The organism is Arthrobacter sp. GW460-12-1-14-TSB2 (assembly GCF_059423525.1).
In genome coordinates, this window is the sequence record NZ_JBWKYC010000003.1 from 210,749 (window position 1) to 227,322 (window position 16,574).

The window sequence follows — 16,574 nt, forward strand, 5'->3', positions numbered from 1 at the left end:
TGCGCTTACGTCGAACCAGCCTCATTTCGGACCCTCTTCGCGGCTGCCAGGGCCTGCCGACCGGGACACGGTCACATTCCTGGCCGTCACGCTGAACGATCCGCTGAACAGCATAGAGTAGATCTCGTCGAATCCCACATCCAGCCATCGAGCTGCAAGCGAAGAATGGACCCCGCCATGCCTGCCGCCCGCGTTTCCCAACGCATTTCCGCTATCGCCGAATCCGCCACCCTGGCCGTTGATGCCAAGGCCAAGGCACTCAAGGCAGCCGGCCGGCCGGTCATCGGCTTCGGTGCCGGGGAACCCGACTTCCCGACACCCGGTTACATCGTTCAGGCCGCCATTGAGGCCGCCAGCCAGCCCAAGTATCACCGTTACTCCCCCGCCGGCGGACTCCCGGAGCTCAAGCAGGCCATTGCGGACAAGACGCTGCGGGATTCCGGCTATAAGGCCGAGGCGTCACAGGTCCTGGTCACCAACGGCGGCAAGCAGGCCGTGTACAACACCTTCGCCACGCTGGTCGATCCGGGCGATGAGGTCATTGTTCCCACGCCGTTCTGGACCACGTACCCGGAAGCCATCCGGCTGGCCGGCGGCGTGCCCGTGGAGGTCTTCGCGGGCCCGGAACAGGACTACCTCGTCACCGTGGAGCAGCTCGAAGCCGCCCTGACCGAGCGCACCAAGATCCTGCTGTTCGTCTCGCCGTCCAACCCCACCGGTTCGGTGTACCCGCCTGAGCAGGTCCGCGAAATCGGATTGTGGGCAGCCTCCAAGGGGCTGTGGGTGGTCACCGACGAAATCTACGAACACCTCACCTACGACGGCGTTCCCTTCACGTCCATTGCCACGGCCGTTCCGGAACTCGGCGACAAGGTGGTCATCCTCAACGGGGTAGCCAAGACCTACGCCATGACCGGCTGGCGCGTGGGCTGGATGATCGGCCCGGCGGACGTCATCAAGGCGGCCACCAACCTGCAGTCGCACGCCACCTCAAACGTGTCCAACATCCCGCAGGTTGCTGCCCTTGCGGCCGTGTCCGGCCCGCTCACCGCGGTGGACGAGATGAAGGTGGCCTTCGACCGCCGCCGGAAGGCGATTGTCGCCGGCCTGAACGCCATTGACGGGGTGGAATGCCCGACGCCGAAGGGCGCCTTCTACGTCTACGCGGACGTCCGCGGCCTGCTGGGCAAGGAATTCGAGACGGCGAACGGGACCGCCCGCCCGCAGACTTCCGCCGAGCTCGCTGCGCTCATCCTGGACGAGGTTGAGGTTGCGGTCGTACCGGGCGAGGCTTTCGGCCCCTCGGGCTTCCTGCGCCTCTCCTACGCCCTTGGTGACGACGACCTGGCCACCGGTGTGGCGCGGCTCCAGAGCTTCCTCGGCAAGGCCAAGTAGGCACCCTCTCTCACTTTTCGCAGGAAAACCACAGACGCTCTCTCACTTTTTTCAGGAAAGTGAGAGAGCGTCTGTAGTTAAGCGGCAGGAAGTGAGAGAGCGTCTGTAGTTAAGCGGCAGGAAGTGAGAGAGCGTCCGGGGTGGGTTAGAGGAGGCGGCGTTCAGCCGCCCACTTGGTCAGTTCGTGGCGGCTGGACAACTGCAGTTTCCGCAGCACGGCGGAGACGTGGGTCTCCACTGTCTTGATGGAGATGAAGAGCTCCTTGGCCACTTCCTTGTAGCTGTAGCCCCGCGCGATGAGCCGCATGACCTCCAGCTCACGGGCGGAGAGGCGGTCGAGTTCGTCGTCTGCGATATCCGCCGGGGCCGTGCCGAACGCGTCGAGCACGAACCCCGCCAGCCGTGGCGAAAAGACGGCGTCCCCGCCGGCGACACGGAGGACGGCGTCGGTGATTTCCGTGCCGGAGATGCTTTTGGTCACATAGCCCCGGGCTCCGGCCCTGATGACCGAAACGACATCTTCCGCGGCGTCCGAGACACTCAGGGCCAGGAACCGGGTGCTGCCGAGCAGTGCTGCCGATCCGGCAATCACTTCGCGCCCGCCGCCGCCCAGCCCACCCGGCAGGTGGACATCCAGCAACACCACTTCGGGCCTGGCCTGCGCGATCACGGCGATGGCCTGCTCGACTGTTCCGGCCTCCCCCACCACGGTGACCCGGGTGTCCAGGTCCGCTTTGAGCCCGGACCGAAAAATGGCGTGGTCGTCCACGATGACCACGCGGATAGCTGGAACACCTCCTGCATGCGCGCCTGCTGTGTCGATGTTGCTCACGACTTTCCCTCTCCGTTGTCCGCGGCGTCGGAAGGAAGCCTGAGCCGCACTTCCGTGCCGTCCGCGCTGCTGCTGATGACGGCGGTCCCGCCGTGGCGGTTCATCCGTCCGACGATCGATTCCCTGACCCCCATGCGGTCGGCCGGAACCGACTGCGGGTCAAAACCGGGTCCGCGGTCCTTCACATAAACTTCCGCGCCGCCGTCGGCCACCTCGAGATAGACCGATACCGCGCCGCCGCCGTGGCGGGAGGCATTCACCATGGCCTCCCGGCTGGCCTGCACGAGGGCTTCGTGCCGGGCGGTCATGGCGGTGTCTCCCACACTGACCACGTCCACGGCATGACCCAGGGAGTCCTCAACTTCCGCCGCAGCTGCCTTAATGCGCTCGGAGAGCTGCCCTGCATCCTTGTCGGGGTCGCGGTAGAGCCAGCCCCGCAGCTCCCGCTCCTGGGCGCGTGCCAGGCGAACGACGTCGTTCTCGTTGCCTGCCCGGCGCTGGATCAGCGCGAGCGTCTGCAGCACGGAATCGTGCAGGTGGGCGGCAATCTCCGCACGCTCCGTGGCCCGGACGCGGCCGGAGCGCTCCGCTTCCAGGTCCCGCCAGAATTTCAGTCCCCACGGGAGCAACACCAGGGCCACGCCGCCAAGTACGGCCACGGAGGCAAGGAGCGCCAGCCAGGTCTGCTCCCAGGAGCCGGAGCCGGACACCATCACCAGCACACCGGCCACCACCAAGGCGAGACCGGCGGCGAGCCTGGCCCAGCCACCGGCCTGGTCCGCTTTGGTCTTGTCGAGGAGGCCGGCCCGGCGGGTTTCATCCAGCTGCATCCAGGCGATCGCCGCCCCGCCAAGGATCGCTGCGGCCGGGATCAGCGTCCCCAGCGGAACGTCGACGCCCAGCATGCGTGCGGTCAGGATTCCGCCTGCCAGCAGGAGCCCGGCACCCAGCAATATTTCCTTGCCGTACGGCATGCTCCGGACGCGGAACCACGGGGCGCCCGCACCAGGTCCGCCGGAGGTCCCGCCGTCGGGGCCGCTGTCGGTACCGCCGGAAATCGGGGCGCCCGGGACACCCGTGGTGGCGCCGGTGGCCGCTGGAATCAACCCGCCCGCAACGCCGGGCGGCGCGCCCGGTACCGGAGCGTCGATGTAGGCGGCTGCGCCAGGGAAGGTGGCCGCGGCGGGTACTGTCCCGGAAATGAAGTCCGGCGGTACCGGCAGCGGCCCCGGGGCGCTGACGGCCGGGGCAATGGGCGAGGCCGGCCGGCGCGCGTTCCGCTTGGCGTTCTCGTCCGCAGTAGGAACCATGATCCACAGCCACGCGTAGAAGGCCAGCCCTGCTCCGCCTGCGAGCGCGGCCACCACCATGCCGATCCGGACCATCCGCACCGGCCAGCCCAGGTGGGCGGCCAGGCCCGCGCAGACGCCTGCGATCACGCGGTCGCTGCTGCGGACCAGCGGGGGGCGGGTCATGGCGGTTGTCATGTGTCAATCCAAGCATGGATCAGGGTTGGGCACGCCTGATTCCGCAAGGAACCGGGGGTCACTCAGGGGCGGCTCAGGGTGTTCCCCAATAGAGCGCGGCGGCCGCGGACGGCAGGATCGAAGTATGAACTCGCACAATGCATACCCCGATGAAGATCCGCTGCCGTCCGGCCGTCCCGAGTCCGGGTCCGGTTCCGGTTCCGGCTCCACCGCCTCAACGGAAGGCACTTCCGACGACGGCGCCGGCTCAGTCCCTGCCTCAGCCGGGCACGCATCCGGCACAGGCTCCGGCTCAGTCCCTGCCTCAGCCGGGCACGCATCCGGCACAGGCTTCGGCTCTGATTCCGGCTCAACGCCCGGAGCTGAATTCCCCGGCGGCCCGCCGCCGCTCTATCCGAACGCACAGCTCCCCGGCGCTGAGTACCCCGGCGGCCCGACCCCCGGCACACGCTCGGCGGATACCCGGTACGCCTACCCGCAGTCCCAGCCCCAGAACTTCTTCAACTGGGTCCGGAGCCACGGCATTCAGCGCGGACAGGACCGCTGGATCGGCGGCGTCGCCAGCGGCATCGCGCACCGGCTGGGCGTCGACCCGCTGATCGTGCGCGGCGTCTTCATCGTCCTGTCGATTTTCGCCGGCATCGGCGTGCTGCTTTACGGCATCGCCTGGGCACTGTTGCCGGAGCCCGACGGCCGCATCCATGCGCAGGAGGCCGGCGCCGGACGCTGGACCACCGGCATGACCGGAGCCCTCATCACCACGGTGATCGGCTTTCCCAGCCTTGGCAGCGGCTTCTGGGGCTGGGAGCGGAACGGGTTCGGCGGCTTCTTCTGGACCGTCTTCTGGATAGCAGGCGCCGTCTACCTCATCTACTACCTCTCGCAGCGCAACAAAGCCCCGAACGGAGCACCCCTCATGAACACCAGCACAGATGCGGGCTCCGCTGCCGGCGGAACCTTCGCTGCGACGTCGCCGGCTGGAACCTCGTCCCCGGCATCCGGCGCCTCCTATGAGCCCGGCTCCTACACGGGCGCGCCATACTCCGGCGGCTCCTACTCCGGCGCTCCGTACACCAGCGGCCCGTACGACGGCGGCGCTCCCGGCTCGGGCGGTTACGGCCCCACCCCGCCTTACGGCGGAGGCTACGGCGGACCGTCCACGCCCGCTCCCAAGGCTCCCAACGTTGGCCCCGGCGCCCCCGCCGTCGCGGTGACGGCAGGCATGGCCCTGCTGGTGGGCGGCGGAATCAAGGCACTTGAAGCCCTCAACGTCATAAATCTGGGTGACGCCACGAACGCAGTGGTGTGGGCCAGCGGCGCTGCCGTCCTGGGCCTTGGCATCCTGATCGCCGGCCTCAGGGGCAGGACCTCCGGAATCCTCGGGTTCTTTGCGGTGGTGGCGCTCATCATCGGCGGCATCTTCAATGTGGTGCCCAACGGCGACCGTTTCCGCTTCCAGGACGCCAACTGGAACCCGGCCAGCATCGAACAGGCACGGGAAGGGTTCAACATCACGGGAGGCAGCGGAACCGCTGACCTGACGCGGCTGAACCTCACGCCGCCGCTGGGCACCGACGTCGTGATTCCCATGGACGTCACGGCCAGCAACCTGACCGTCGTCATTCCGGACACGGTTCCCGTGGAGATCCGGGCGGACATGACCCTGGGCAACCTCAACGAGGGTTCGCAGAACCACGGCGGCATGACGTCGCAGCAAAGCAACTACAACACCGACAAGCCCGGGGCCGCGCTCATCCTCAAGATCGACGGCACCATGAGCAACATCACCATCCAGGAAGGAAACTGACATGAGCAGTTACGAACCTGCCCCGGACACAGCCTCCCCGGCGGAAGCGTCACGAGGCACCGGAGCGCGGCACGGCGGACCATCGCCGGCACGGGTGGGCACCGTGGTCTGGGGCCTCATCGTCCTCGCGCTGGCGGCGTTGATCATCATCGGCCAGCTCGGGATCGTGGCCCTGAACGGAACCTACGTACTCATCGGCCTGATGATCGGTGCCGGCGCTGCCCTGGTGGTGGGCGGGCTCCTCTCAGCCCGCGGACGTGACAAAGAAACCACAACAGGGAAGTCTTGAAGCATGGATAAGTTCTTCAGCATCGTCAGGGGCTTCGGCCTGAAGCGCGGACCGCAGCGGTGGCTGGGCGGAGTGTGCGGAGGGATCGCCGCGAAGCTCAACGTGGACGTCGCCTTCGTCCGGATCGCGTTCCTGCTCCTCAGCCTCCTGCCCGGTCCGGCCTTCGTGTTCTACCTCGCAGCGTGGCTCATCCTCCCGGACCAGCGAAACGCCATCATCCTCCAGTCCTTCCTGGACAAGCGATCGATCAACTGATCTGACCCAGCGGTCAAAGGACCCCCGTTCCCTCCGGATCGGGGGTCCTTTCGTTCGCCATGCAGCAAGGGCCTTTGTAACCAGTTTGTGTCGTAACCCACACTCACCACTAGAATCTAGGTGAGCTCAGCGTGGCGCTCTGCCTGTACACCCTCTCACCAGGATTTGAGCCGAGACATGAAAATTGGAATTCTCACCAGCGGTGGCGACTGCCCCGGACTGAACGCCGTGATCCGTGGCGCCGTCCTCAAGGGAATCGCCATCCACGGCCACGAATTCGTGGGATTCCTCGACGGCTGGCGCGGCGTCGTCGAAGGCGACATCATCCCCATCCCCCGCACCATGGTCCGCGGCATCGCCAAGCAGGGCGGCACCATCCTCGGCACGTCACGGACCAACCCGTTCGAAAACGGTGGCGGACCCGAGGTCATCAAGGGCCACATGGACCGGCTCGGCATCGACGCCATCATCGCCATCGGCGGCGAAGGGACACTGGCCGCAGCCAAGCGGCTGACCGATGCCGGCCTGAAGATCGTGGGTGTTCCCAAGACCGTGGACAACGATCTCGACGCCACGGACTACACGTTCGGCTTCGACACCGCCGTCCAGATTGCCACCGAGGCCATCGACCGCCTCCGCACCACGGGTGAATCGCACCACCGCTGCATGATCGCCGAGGTCATGGGCCGCCACGTGGGCTGGATCGCCCTGCACGCCGGCATGGCCTCTGGCGCCCACGCGATCCTCATCCCGGAGCAGAAAGCCTCCATGGACCAGATCACCGAGTGGGTGCAGGAGGCCCACGCCCGCGGCCGCGCGCCGCTGGTGGTGGTGGCCGAAGGGTTCGTCCCGGAAGGCCAGGAAGCTCCGCACTCCGAGCGCGGACTGGACACCTTCGGCCGCCCCCGCCTGGGCGGCATCGCCGAGATGCTGGCACCCGAGCTCGAAGCCCGGACCGGCATCGAAACCCGCGCCACCGTCCTGGGCCACATCCAGCGCGGCGGCGTCCCCTCCGCGTTCGACCGGGTCCTGGCCACGCGCCTGGGCATGGCCGCCATCGACTCAGTGGTGGACCACCGCTGGGGCACCATGGTGTCGCTGAACGGCACCGACATTGTCCATGTCGGCTTCGACGCAGCCCTGGGCAACCTCAAGCGCGTCCCGCAGGACCGTTACGACGAAGCCGCCGTCCTCTTCGGATAGGCCTGGTTTAGGCCGGCTTCGCAAAGGCAGAGCAGGCGCGCCCAGTTGGGGCCCCTCCGGCACGGGGCCCCAACTGTCCGTCCGCGCTTCCCTTCGCTGGGTAGGGTTGAGGCATGAATCTCGACCCCGGCTCCGCAGACATCATCCAGCTGGCCTGGGCCCGCCACTTGGGCCTTGACGACGGAGCCTTTGCCGCGGTGCGGAAGCTCGACACCGACGCGGTCGTTTCCGGGGCCGTTCAGCTTGCCGCGGACACACGGATCACCCGGGCGGACGAGTCACGGAAATCAGTGGATTTTGTGCGTTTGTTCGGCGCCTCGGCCCTCGTGGGACCCCAGTGGGCGCTCGACGCCGCGGCGGGCATTCCCGATGAGGAACTCGCCCAGCACGTGACGCTCCTGACCATCACCCGGCAGCACGGCGGCCACGGCAAGGGCGCGGCCGCCCTCTTTTTCGCCGATGACCTCCCCCTGCGCCAGCCGGCCGAAGAGCTGACCGTCTCGCACGGGAATCCCGAGGCCATTGAGCTGGAAGGCCTCTGTCCGCCCGACGACGTCAACGAGGTGGGGCTATCCGATCTCGAACACCGGTTTACCATCCTGCGTGATGACAACGGCCGCAAGGTTCCTGTGGCCTGCGGCGCCTACTCCGAGTGGGAAGGGATCCTGGCCCAAATGGGCGTTCTCGTGGACCCTGACTGGCGGCGCCGTGGACTGGGTTCGCTGGCGGCGTCCATCGCGGCCCACGAGGCACTCGCGGCGGGACTCACCCTGCAGTGGCGTTCGGACGTCAGCAACAAGGGCGCCCTGGCGATCGCCCGCAGCCTCGGATTCTCGACCGGCGGCATCCACACCAGCGTCCTGCTGGGCTGACCCGGGTCAGCGCGACGTGGTGTCCGCGCCTCCGGCCCCGTTCGCGGCTCCAGCCCCGGCTCCGGCGTCGCTGGAGGCAGGCACGCTGACGGTGCCCCAGCCCTGAACCGGCTTGGGCTTGGCGAAAAACAGCGCGACGGCTGCGCCCAGCAGGATCACGGCCGCCGGCAGCATGATGGACTGGCCCATCGCCGTCGAGAACCCCTCGTGCAGCGCCTCCGGCAGTGAGCCGCCGAAGGCCATGGGGCTGGCCGCGCCGGAAGCGCCCTGCGCCGCCGGAAGCTCCGCCGCGAGCCTCGACTGGATGAGGACGGCAATGGCGGCGCTACCCAGGACCGCGCCGATCTGGCGCGTGGTGTTGTAGACGCCCGAGCCGGCGCCGGCCTGGCGCGGCGGCAGGTTGCGGGTGGCCGTGGAACTCAGCGGCGCCCAGATGCCCGCGTTCGCGAACCCCAGCACGGCACTGGGCAGGAGGAACAGCCAGATCGGCGTATCCGGGTGCATCAGGGCAGAGTTCCAGAACAGGGCCACCGACATCAGGACCAGGCCGGCCGCGGTGATGTACTTCGGGTTGACCCGGTCAATGATCTTGCCCACAACCGGCGCAAGGCCGCCCGAAATGAGCGCCATCGGGACCATCATCAGGGCAGACTGCGTGGGCGTCAGTCCGCGGACGATCTGGTAGTAAAAGATTAGCGGCAGGGTGAACGAGGTGACGGCGAAGCCCACCGTGGTGATCCCAATGTTCGCGAGGGAAAAGTTGCGGTCCTTGAACAGCGAGAGCGGAAGGAGCGGCTCGCCTTTGTTGAACCGCTGCCACAACACGAACCCTGCCAGGACTACAATTCCGGCGATGATCAGGCTCCACACCGTGATGGGGCCGGTGATCGTTCCCCAGTTGTACGTCTCGCCTTCCTGGATGCCGAAGACGAGCAGGAAGAGCCCGACGGCGCTGAGCAGCACGCCAGGGATGTCGAACCTGTGCGGGTGCGTGGTCAGCGAAGGAACGAAGCGCAGCGCCAGAATGAAGCCGGCGATTCCGACGGGCACATTGATGAAGAAGATCCATTCCCAGCCGAGCCCGTCCACCAGGACACCACCGAGGATCGGGCCCACCAAGGTGGCCACACCGGCGGTGGCACCCCAGATGCCCATGGCCGCGCCACGCCTGTCCGGCGGGAAGATCCGGGTGATCACCGCCATGGTCTGGGGCGTCATGATGGCGGCGCCGAAGCCCTGGAGCACGCGGGCCAGGATGAGGGTCTGGACATCTCCGGACAGCCCGCACCAGAGGGACGCGAGGGTGAACACCACCAGGCCGGTGAGGTACAGCTTTTTCGGTCCGAACCGGTCACCCAGCCGGCCGGTGATCAGCAGCGGAACGGCGTAGGCCAGCAGGTAGGCACTGGTCACCCAGATGACGGAATTGATGTCCGCGTTGAGGCCTTCCATGATCCGCGGGTTGGCCACCGAGACGATGGTGGTGTCGATCAGGATCATAAAGAAGCCGATCACCAGGGACCATAGGGCCGGCCACGGCCTAGCTACGTTTTCCATGTAAATCCTTCAGGTGTGGTTGTGGTGTGTTCCGCTACCACGGGAGTTCCCCGGAGCGGAGCTGGTCCTGCAGGCTGCGTATCCAGCCCATTTCGGACCTCAGCATGGTCTGTTGGTACTGCAGGTCGATCCAGTACTTGCGTGCGACGTCCTTTTTCAGGACGGCCGCCTCGCCGTTCTGCAGGAACTCCAGCTGGTCCTGCAGCAGCACCAGCCGGCGGTCCAGAAGCTCCATTACGACGGCGGCAGGCAGGTTGTAGGCCTCGGCGACGGCCAGCGGGAACGACGGGTATTCGTTGACAGGTTCGGCGAGCATGTCCTGCAGGCGCTCCGTCAGGGCCTCCCGGCCTGCGGGCGTAATCCGGTACGTGGTCCGTTCCGGCCGGTTGCCCTCGCGGTCCGTTCCGGCTGTTTCCACGAGCCCGCGCTCCTCCAGCCGGCCGACGGCGTGATAGAGCGTTCCGGGGCGCACCTTGACCAGCCGGTCTTCGTGCCTGGCCATCAGGAGCTGGTACATCTCGTACGGATGCATCGGCTCCTCGACCAGCAGCGAGAGTGCAGAGATTCCGAGCGGCGTCAGCGGGGCGGATCGGGGCATGGTTCCGTTCCCTCCCCTGTCTTCGACGGCACGTGTTGTCCACGGCATAGCAAATATTCCGCTCCAACTATTCCACATGGAATATCAGGGCGCAAGAAAGCCCGCGGGTGCAAGGACCCGCGGGCTTTCAGTTGCTGCGTCGCGTCAGTGCGGGCTCAGCCCAGCAGGGCCTGGATATCGGACCGGGCAAACATCTCGGCTGCTGCACGCGCTGAAGGAGTCCCGGCGTCCGGATCAGCGCCCGCCCCAAGGAGCGCCTCGGCCACGTCCGCGTAGCCCTTGAAGGCAGCGCCGGCGAGCGGCGTCTGGCCGCGGTCATTGACGGCATTGGCATCCGCCCCGTGCTGCAGGAGCAGCTGCACCGCCGGGGCGTGCCCGTGGTACGCCGCAAGCATCAGCAGGGAGTCGCCGGCCGAATTGGTCAAGTTGGCCGGGGCCCCGGCGTCAAGATAGCTGCGCAGCAGTGCTGCGTCGCCCTGCCGTGCCGCGTCAAAAAGCGCGTGGGCAAGGGCCAGGGTTTCGTCGTCGGGCCCGGCGGCCCCTTCGTTTCCCGGGTTGTCAGACATCGGGGTGTCAGTCATCGGTGTGTTCCTTTCAGGAATCCGGTCTGGCGGCCCACCACCTGGCCGGCGTCGGGAGCCACGATGACTTCCTGCGCAGCCGTGTAGGGTTCGTCGCCGTCTACGACCGTCAGTATTTCATCCGGAGAAACGGAACGCTTTATGACTGCAAGTGCAATCGGACCCATTTCGTAGTGCTGCACCACGGAGGTCACCGTTCCCACCTTCCGCTCACCCAGGCGCACCTCGCTGCCCACCGCGGGGAGGGTGTGCTGCGAGCCGTCCAGTTGGAGGAAGACGAGGCGCCGCGGCGGGTGGCCGAGGTTGTGCACGCGGGCGACCGTCTCCTGGCCCTTGTAGCACCCCTTGGCCAGGTGCACCGCGGTGCGCAGGAGGTCAAGCTCATGCGGGATGGTCTTGTCGTCGGTTTCCGCGCCAAGACGGGGGCGCCAGGCGGCGATTCGCAGCGCTTCCGAGGCCCAGACGCCGGCCAGCGGCCGGTCACCCACGGTGGCCTCGAGATCCGCGGCCGGTACCAGGTATTCGAACCATGGCCGTTCCATGCCCGGATGGGATTCTTCTCCGACAACCGAATAGGCGTAGCCGCCCGCGGCCACGTGCGGCCAGGGGTCTACCCACACCAACAGGTCCGGCCATTCCTCAACACGCCGGGTGGTTCCAATGACCCCCCAGTCGTCGGAAACATCGGCAATCTCGACCCGCAGCATGAACTTCATCCGGTTCAGCCACTCGGCCAGCGGCGCCGCTTCGGCGGCCTCCACAATGAGCCAGGTGGTCCCGCCGTCGTCAATTACCCGCGCGTCGAACTCAATACGCCCCTGGACGCTGAGCAGCAGCAGTTCGCTTGACTCCCCCGGCGCAAGGTTAGTGACCTGCTGGGAAGACAGGGTGTTGAGCCAGCTCAGGCGGTCCGGACCGGAGACGGTGACCACGCCACGGTGGGAAAGGTCGACGACGGCGGTGCCGGCAGCCAGCGCACGCTGCTCCCGCAGCGGCTCACCGTAGTGGGATGCGACGCCGGTGTCCGCGCCGCCGGCTTCAACGGCGCCAGGGCGCGACAACAGGGGGCTCTTGGTAGTCATATGTAGTAGAAGTCCTTAGTGGCTAGCGGTATTCCGGATTCTCGAAGTCGAACCGTGTCCCGGCCTTCCATTCTTCCGGCAGGTTGCCGTAGGGCGGGATCCCGCCGGCGTCCTTAAGCGTCCTCGCCAGGTGCAGCAGGTTCCACGTCATGAACGTGGTGTTGCGGTTGGTGAAGTCGCTCTGGGGACCGCCCGACCCCTCATCCAGGTAACTGGGACCGGGCCCCACGGGGCCGATCCAGCCGGCGTCGGCCTGCGGCGGGATGGTGAACCCGATGTGCTGCAGGCTGTAGAGGACGTTCATGGCACAGTGCTTGATGCCGTCCTCGTTGCCGGTGATGAGGCAGCCTCCAACCTTGGGGTAGAAGGCCCATTGGCCTTTTTCGTTCAGTTGTCCGGAGTGTGCGTACAGGCGTTCGATCAGCTTTTTCGTCTGGGACGAGTTGTCACCCAGCCAGATGGGGCCGGCCACCACCACGATGTCCGCTTCCCTGACTGCCGGGTACAGCTCCGGCCATTCGTCGGTTGCCCAGCCGTGCTCGCGCATGTCCGGATACACCCCGCTGGCAATGTCGTGGTCGACGGTCCGGATCACCCGGGTGGCAACGCCCTGCTTCTCCATGATGAGGCGGCTGACCTCGATCAGGCCGCCCGTGTTGCTGGTCTCCGGAGATTTTTTGAGGGTGCCGTTGAAGAAGACGGCTTTCAGATCGCCGTAGTTTGTTTCGTTGCGCTGATCGGGCTTAGCCGGGTCCGGCTGCTGGCTGTTCACGGTCTTGCTCCCTGCACTCGTTGCGGACAACAAAAATTAGTGAGACCTGCCGGGCCGGGCGGCCAGGGGCCCGCCAGCCTTAAGACACCTTGCTGAGGATGGCCGAAGCGTGGGCTTCCAGTCCGCCGCCCGCTGTGGAGCTCTTCCCGCTGGCTACGTCCCAGCGCCAGAGGAGCTTTCCTTCCACGAGGCCGAAAATCCTCGTGGCGGCCGTGTACTCCTTCGAGTGGCTTCCGCGCATCACCATGTCGGTGCTGAGGTGTATCTGGGGGCCCTTGATCTGGCCGTAGTACAGCTCGGAGATTCCGCCGGGGTGCGAAATGGAAACGGAAATGTCAAATCCCCCGTCGCTGTTGCGCAGCGCCTCGACTTCGTCGGCGCTCTTGAGCACGGGAACGATGTCGGCCGGGATCAGCCCCGGTCCGCCGTCTTCCTCGCGCTGCTTCCGCTCCAGCGCCCAGAACCCGGTTTCCACCGTCAGCGGCCGGAGCCTGGTGCCTTCATCGTCGGTCAGCCAGCTCTCGGCGCGGTACTGGAGGTACGGCAGTCCGTTGTGCGTGAACGATACGTGCTGGAAGAAGTGCTCGGAATCCTCCTCGCCGGCCCCCAGGCGTCCACTGCCTTCCCACTCACCAATGAGCCAGGACAACGGGACGAGCTCGGGCGTGAGGTCTGTAGGAATTTCAATCGGCACAGTAATTACCTCCGCAGACAACTAGCTCTGAACTGGTATTACTTCTGGCCCTTGAAGAGGCGGTAGACCACGAAACCAGCGAACCATGCCATGGAAAGGCTGGCAATACCAAGCAGGACAAGGAAGAAAATCTCAAATGCAAGTACGGACATGATGCCATCCTAACGCGTTAGTAGATGAGTAGTTTGTCTATGAAGTAGGCGAGCGAACCCACCGCCGCGACGGGCGCGAGGCCCATGCCAAGGGCGGCTGGAAAGTTAATCCGGTCCCCGCGGAGTATAACCAGTCTGCGCAGGCTGACGAGAACCGCACCCACCGCAACGCCCGCCACGGCGGCCGGTATTACGGCGATGTTGGAGAAGACCAGGCCTGCCAGCGGAGCCGAGAGACCTGCCAGCACAATGCCCAGCGGCGCCACGATCCGGTCCGGCCAGCGGATGAGGCCGGCAAGGAGAGCAAAGGCGGCACTGACGCCGGCCACCAGCAACATTTCCTTGACGCCGTTGAACCTTGACGCGGCAATCCAGCCCGCGCCAAGACAGGACAGGAGCACGCCGGCGCTCGAACCCAGCGTCGACTCCAGCCGCTGCGCCTGGCCCGTGCCCCGCAGGAGCTGCATGAGGAAAACGGCCATCACGCCGGCGGCGATAAAGGCCGGCGTCCAGTCGAGGAATCCCGGCGCCGGGACATAGGTGGCAGCTACGGCCGAACCGACTCCGGGGAGCCCGATGATTGCCGCGAGGGTCTTCTTGGCGGGAATGTCCAGGAAGTGGGGCCAGCCGATGCCGACAGCCAGGGCAACGAGGATTGCCACACCGAGCAGCACTTCAGGTGAGGCGTAGGCACCGCCGATAAAGACAGCAAGCCCGGCCAGCCCTATGGTTCCGATGGTCCACGGCTTCACTATTTACCCGCGCTCACTCTCTGCTGACGTCGTCGCTGCCTCCAATCCTGCCTTATGTGACCTGCTTATGTCGCAAAACGCTCACTGAAACCAGCCGGATCAGTGTCTGTTTAGGGGCGATTAGGTATACTCAAAGCTCAGCTACGCTTCCTTCGGAGGATGCGGGCCCGGCGGGAATTTCCGGCTGGCCAGTACCGACGCGGGCAGCCAGTACCGGCCGGTGAAAGCCCGGTTCAGACGCCCAATGATGCGCGGACAGCCCCTTGGAGGAACAATGTCGCACATCCTGCTACTGACGAACAGCACCGGGTCATCGGTGGACATTCTGCCTGCCTTGGAACTCCTGAACCACCGTGTTCATATCCTTCCGGCCGAGCCCACCGCCCTGCTGGAAACCGACCCCTGCGATGTCGTCCTGCTGGACGCACGCAAGGACCTGGTCGGAGCTCGCTCCCTTACCCAGTTGCTCAAGGCCACCGGCCTCAGCGCACCCCTGATGCTGATCCTCACCGAAGGCGGCATGGCGGCCGTCTCCTCGGCCTGGGCCGTGGATGACATCATCCTAGACTCCGCGGGCCCGGCCGAAGTCGAAGCCCGGATCCGCCTCTCGGTGGCCCGCGCCGTGCCCGAGCAGGAAGACACCCCCACCGAAATCCGGGCCGCCGGCGTCGTCATCGACGAAGCAAGCTACACGGCCAGGGTCAACGGTGCACCCTTGAACCTGACCTTCAAGGAGTTCGAACTCCTGAAGTACCTGGCGCAGCACCCCGGCCGGGTGTTCACGCGCCAGCAGCTACTCACCGAAGTTTGGGGCTATGACTACTACGGCGGCACCCGCACCGTGGACGTCCACGTCAGGCGGCTGCGCGCCAAGCTGGGCGCCGACCACGAGAACCTGATCAGCACCGTCCGCAACGTGGGTTACCGCCTGACCCTCGTCCGGCAGCCCGAAGAGGAACTGACAGAGGCCTAGCCAAACAAAGAAGCCCCGAACCACTGGTCCGGGGCTTCTTTGTTTGGCTTCTCAGCCTTCAGTGGAGGACATACGGGTCGAACGTATCGAGGCCACCCCAGTGGTGGATCCCCCTCAGATCCCGCTTCAGGAAGCCGGATCAGGTAATGACTATACGTGCCTGACCCTGCCTCATCAAATCGGCGCCAATGCCTCCGCCTTCCGGACGGGCCGTATAGCCTGTACACCATGAGTCCTGCGCATCCCGAGAACTGGCCCGTGCTCGTCGTCAAAGGCGGAGTGGACAACGATCTGCTCAGGGATTTTGCCGCCCTCGCCGCAGCAGCCGAAGAGTCGGACGGGAACCCTCCCCTGTCCGAACAGACCTTCGTGACGCTGCGCTCCGGTGAGTCCGGCAGCCACTCGCTCCTCAGCCTGGCGCTCTACGCACCGGATGAGGACTCGGATCCTGCCACCGCCCAGGACCTGGCGGGATTCGCCGTGGTGGTGGAGGAACCGGACGGCACCGGCGTGCTGGAGGTGGCAGTCCACCCCAGCTACCGGAACCAGGGGGTTGCGGACCGGCTGGTGGCCACCCTGAAGGCATCGCGCGGCTTTGACGGCCTCACGGCCTGGTCCCACGGGAACCATGAAGCCGCCGCAGACCTTGCGGCCAAATACGGTTACGCCCCCATCCGCGAACTGTGGAAGATGCGGCTCACCACCGCTGCCGCGGAACTGCCCGACGCCGCCCTCCCGGACAACGTGACCCTGCGGGCTTTCGTTCCCGGCCAGGACGAAGAGGCCTGGCTGGCAGCCAACAAGGCCGCCTTCGCGCACCACCCGGAGCAGGGCAACATGACGCGGCAGGACCTTGAGGCCAGGATGGCCGAGGACTGGTTCGATCCCGCGGGTTTCCTCCTGGCCGTCGACCCGTCGGACCGGATCCTCGGCTTCCACTGGACCAAGGTGCACCCTCGCCACGGCACCCATCCGGCGATCGGTGAGGTCTATGTAGTGGGGGTGGCCCCCGAAGCCCAGGGCATGGGACTGGGCAAGGCCCTCACTCTGGCCGGCATCAAATACCTGCACGAGAAGGGCCTCCACGCGGTCATGCTGTACACCGATGCGGACAATGCACCTGCTGTTTCGCTGTACCGCCGGCTCGGCTTCACCCGCTGGGATGCAGACGTGATGTACGGACCCAAAAACGCCGGTTAATCCAATTGGCTGACGCATGCATCACGGTCCAGGAAATCTACGTATCCCCTGAATCGAATGCTTGTAAGGTTGA

At 66.2% G+C, this 16,574-nt stretch carries 17 protein-coding genes; 8 read left to right on the forward strand and 9 right to left on the reverse strand.

Going from position 1 to position 16,574, the window contains the following annotated elements:
* Positions 1 to 177 precede the first annotated feature (177 nt).
* Entirely contained in the window at positions 178 to 1,395 is a 1,218-nt protein-coding gene (locus tag AC07YR_RS06655; RefSeq protein ID WP_055797173.1) for a pyridoxal phosphate-dependent aminotransferase, read from the forward strand.
* 145 nt (positions 1,396 to 1,540) lie between these two features.
* On the opposite strand, the gene AC07YR_RS06660 is transcribed toward AC07YR_RS06655, so the two are convergent.
* Together AC07YR_RS06660 and AC07YR_RS06665 are read right to left on the reverse strand one after the other, a co-directional pair.
* A complete protein-coding gene (locus tag AC07YR_RS06660) occupies positions 1,541 to 2,227 on the reverse strand; it encodes a response regulator transcription factor (protein WP_326949470.1) in 687 nt (228 codons plus the stop codon).
* Positions 2,224 to 3,714, reverse strand: coding sequence for an ATP-binding protein (locus AC07YR_RS06665; protein WP_494733485.1), 1,491 nt, complete (start codon positions 3,712 to 3,714; stop codon positions 2,224 to 2,226). The genes AC07YR_RS06660 and AC07YR_RS06665 overlap by 4 nt, the downstream gene beginning before the upstream one ends.
* Before the next feature lie 124 nt (positions 3,715 to 3,838).
* On the opposite strand from AC07YR_RS06665, the gene AC07YR_RS06670 reads away from it, so the two are divergent.
* From AC07YR_RS06670 to AC07YR_RS06690, 5 genes are all read left to right on the forward strand, one after another.
* Complete coding sequence (locus AC07YR_RS06670) at positions 3,839 to 5,521, forward strand: PspC domain-containing protein (RefSeq protein ID WP_494733486.1); 1,683 nt, start codon at positions 3,839 to 3,841, stop codon at positions 5,519 to 5,521.
* A gap of 1 nt (position 5,522) precedes the next feature.
* The gene (locus AC07YR_RS06675) at positions 5,523 to 5,810 is read left to right on the forward strand and encodes a hypothetical protein (RefSeq protein ID WP_436058255.1); all 288 of its coding nucleotides are present in this window, start codon (positions 5,523 to 5,525) and stop codon (positions 5,808 to 5,810) included.
* A 3-nt stretch (positions 5,811 to 5,813) separates the two neighbouring features.
* Positions 5,814 to 6,065, forward strand: coding sequence for a PspC domain-containing protein (locus AC07YR_RS06680; RefSeq protein ID WP_028269603.1), 252 nt, complete (start codon positions 5,814 to 5,816; stop codon positions 6,063 to 6,065).
* A 177-nt stretch (positions 6,066 to 6,242) separates the two neighbouring features.
* Positions 6,243 to 7,268: a 6-phosphofructokinase gene (locus AC07YR_RS06685; protein ID WP_055799524.1), complete on the forward strand. Its 1,026-nt coding sequence runs from the start codon at positions 6,243 to 6,245 to the stop codon at positions 7,266 to 7,268.
* Between the two features lie 113 nt (positions 7,269 to 7,381).
* A complete protein-coding gene (locus AC07YR_RS06690) occupies positions 7,382 to 8,140 on the forward strand; it encodes a GNAT family N-acetyltransferase (RefSeq protein WP_494733487.1) in 759 nt (252 codons plus the stop codon).
* A gap of 6 nt (positions 8,141 to 8,146) precedes the next feature.
* On the opposite strand, the gene AC07YR_RS06695 is transcribed toward AC07YR_RS06690, so the two are convergent.
* From AC07YR_RS06695 to AC07YR_RS06725, 7 genes are all read right to left on the reverse strand, one after another.
* Positions 8,147 to 9,697, reverse strand: coding sequence for a DHA2 family efflux MFS transporter permease subunit (locus tag AC07YR_RS06695; RefSeq protein ID WP_494733488.1), 1,551 nt, complete (start codon positions 9,695 to 9,697; stop codon positions 8,147 to 8,149).
* A gap of 34 nt (positions 9,698 to 9,731) precedes the next feature.
* Positions 9,732 to 10,295 (reverse strand): PadR family transcriptional regulator, encoded by a 564-nt coding sequence (locus tag AC07YR_RS06700; protein ID WP_494733489.1) that lies wholly within the window; start codon positions 10,293 to 10,295, stop codon positions 9,732 to 9,734.
* A 155-nt stretch (positions 10,296 to 10,450) separates the two neighbouring features.
* Positions 10,451 to 10,876, reverse strand: a complete 426-nt coding sequence (locus AC07YR_RS06705) for an ankyrin repeat domain-containing protein (RefSeq protein ID WP_436058258.1) — start codon at positions 10,874 to 10,876, stop codon at positions 10,451 to 10,453.
* Positions 10,873 to 11,958, reverse strand: coding sequence for a CAF17-like 4Fe-4S cluster assembly/insertion protein YgfZ (gene ygfZ, locus AC07YR_RS06710; protein WP_436058259.1), 1,086 nt, complete (start codon positions 11,956 to 11,958; stop codon positions 10,873 to 10,875). Before ygfZ ends, AC07YR_RS06705 begins: the two co-directional genes overlap by 4 nt.
* A 22-nt stretch (positions 11,959 to 11,980) precedes the next feature.
* Complete coding sequence (locus AC07YR_RS06715) at positions 11,981 to 12,730, reverse strand: flavodoxin family protein (protein ID WP_494733490.1); 750 nt, start codon at positions 12,728 to 12,730, stop codon at positions 11,981 to 11,983.
* A gap of 79 nt (positions 12,731 to 12,809) precedes the next feature.
* Positions 12,810 to 13,424, reverse strand: a complete 615-nt coding sequence (locus AC07YR_RS06720; protein WP_028269610.1) for a nitrobindin family protein — start codon at positions 13,422 to 13,424, stop codon at positions 12,810 to 12,812.
* A 169-nt stretch (positions 13,425 to 13,593) separates the two neighbouring features.
* Positions 13,594 to 14,328, reverse strand: a complete 735-nt coding sequence (locus AC07YR_RS06725; protein ID WP_055799540.1) for a hypothetical protein — start codon at positions 14,326 to 14,328, stop codon at positions 13,594 to 13,596.
* A 274-nt stretch (positions 14,329 to 14,602) separates the two neighbouring features.
* On the opposite strand from AC07YR_RS06725, the gene AC07YR_RS06730 reads away from it, so the two are divergent.
* Both AC07YR_RS06730 and mshD read left to right on the forward strand, forming a co-directional pair.
* Positions 14,603 to 15,301: a winged helix-turn-helix transcriptional regulator gene (locus AC07YR_RS06730; protein WP_028269612.1), complete on the forward strand. Its 699-nt coding sequence runs from the start codon at positions 14,603 to 14,605 to the stop codon at positions 15,299 to 15,301.
* A 228-nt stretch (positions 15,302 to 15,529) separates the two neighbouring features.
* Positions 15,530 to 16,501 carry a mycothiol synthase gene (mshD, locus tag AC07YR_RS06735; RefSeq protein ID WP_436058262.1) on the forward strand — a complete coding sequence of 324 codons (972 nt, stop codon included), beginning with the start codon at positions 15,530 to 15,532 and terminating at the stop codon, positions 16,499 to 16,501.
* Positions 16,502 to 16,574: the final 73 nt, after the last annotated feature.

Coding starts and splice junctions, on each gene's coding strand:
- AC07YR_RS06655 (WP_055797173.1), top strand. CDS start 178: ATGCCTGCCGCCCGCGTTTCCCAACGCATTTCCGCTATCGCCGAATCC.
- AC07YR_RS06665 (WP_494733485.1), bottom strand. CDS start 3,714: ATGACAACCGCCATGACCCGCCCCCCGCTGGTCCGCAGCAGCGACCGC.
- AC07YR_RS06670 (WP_494733486.1), top strand. CDS start 3,839: ATGAACTCGCACAATGCATACCCCGATGAAGATCCGCTGCCGTCCGGC.
- AC07YR_RS06675 (WP_436058255.1), top strand. CDS start 5,523: ATGAGCAGTTACGAACCTGCCCCGGACACAGCCTCCCCGGCGGAAGCG.
- AC07YR_RS06680 (WP_028269603.1), top strand. CDS start 5,814: ATGGATAAGTTCTTCAGCATCGTCAGGGGCTTCGGCCTGAAGCGCGGA.
- AC07YR_RS06685 (WP_055799524.1), top strand. CDS start 6,243: ATGAAAATTGGAATTCTCACCAGCGGTGGCGACTGCCCCGGACTGAAC.
- AC07YR_RS06690 (WP_494733487.1), top strand. CDS start 7,382: ATGAATCTCGACCCCGGCTCCGCAGACATCATCCAGCTGGCCTGGGCC.
- AC07YR_RS06695 (WP_494733488.1), bottom strand. CDS start 9,697: ATGGAAAACGTAGCTAGGCCGTGGCCGGCCCTATGGTCCCTGGTGATC.
- AC07YR_RS06700 (WP_494733489.1), bottom strand. CDS start 10,295: ATGCCCCGATCCGCCCCGCTGACGCCGCTCGGAATCTCTGCACTCTCG.
- AC07YR_RS06705 (WP_436058258.1), bottom strand. CDS start 10,876: ATGACTGACACCCCGATGTCTGACAACCCGGGAAACGAAGGGGCCGCC.
- ygfZ (WP_436058259.1), bottom strand. CDS start 11,958: ATGACTACCAAGAGCCCCCTGTTGTCGCGCCCTGGCGCCGTTGAAGCC.
- AC07YR_RS06730 (WP_028269612.1), top strand. CDS start 14,603: ATGTCGCACATCCTGCTACTGACGAACAGCACCGGGTCATCGGTGGAC.
- mshD (WP_436058262.1), top strand. CDS start 15,530: ATGAGTCCTGCGCATCCCGAGAACTGGCCCGTGCTCGTCGTCAAAGGC.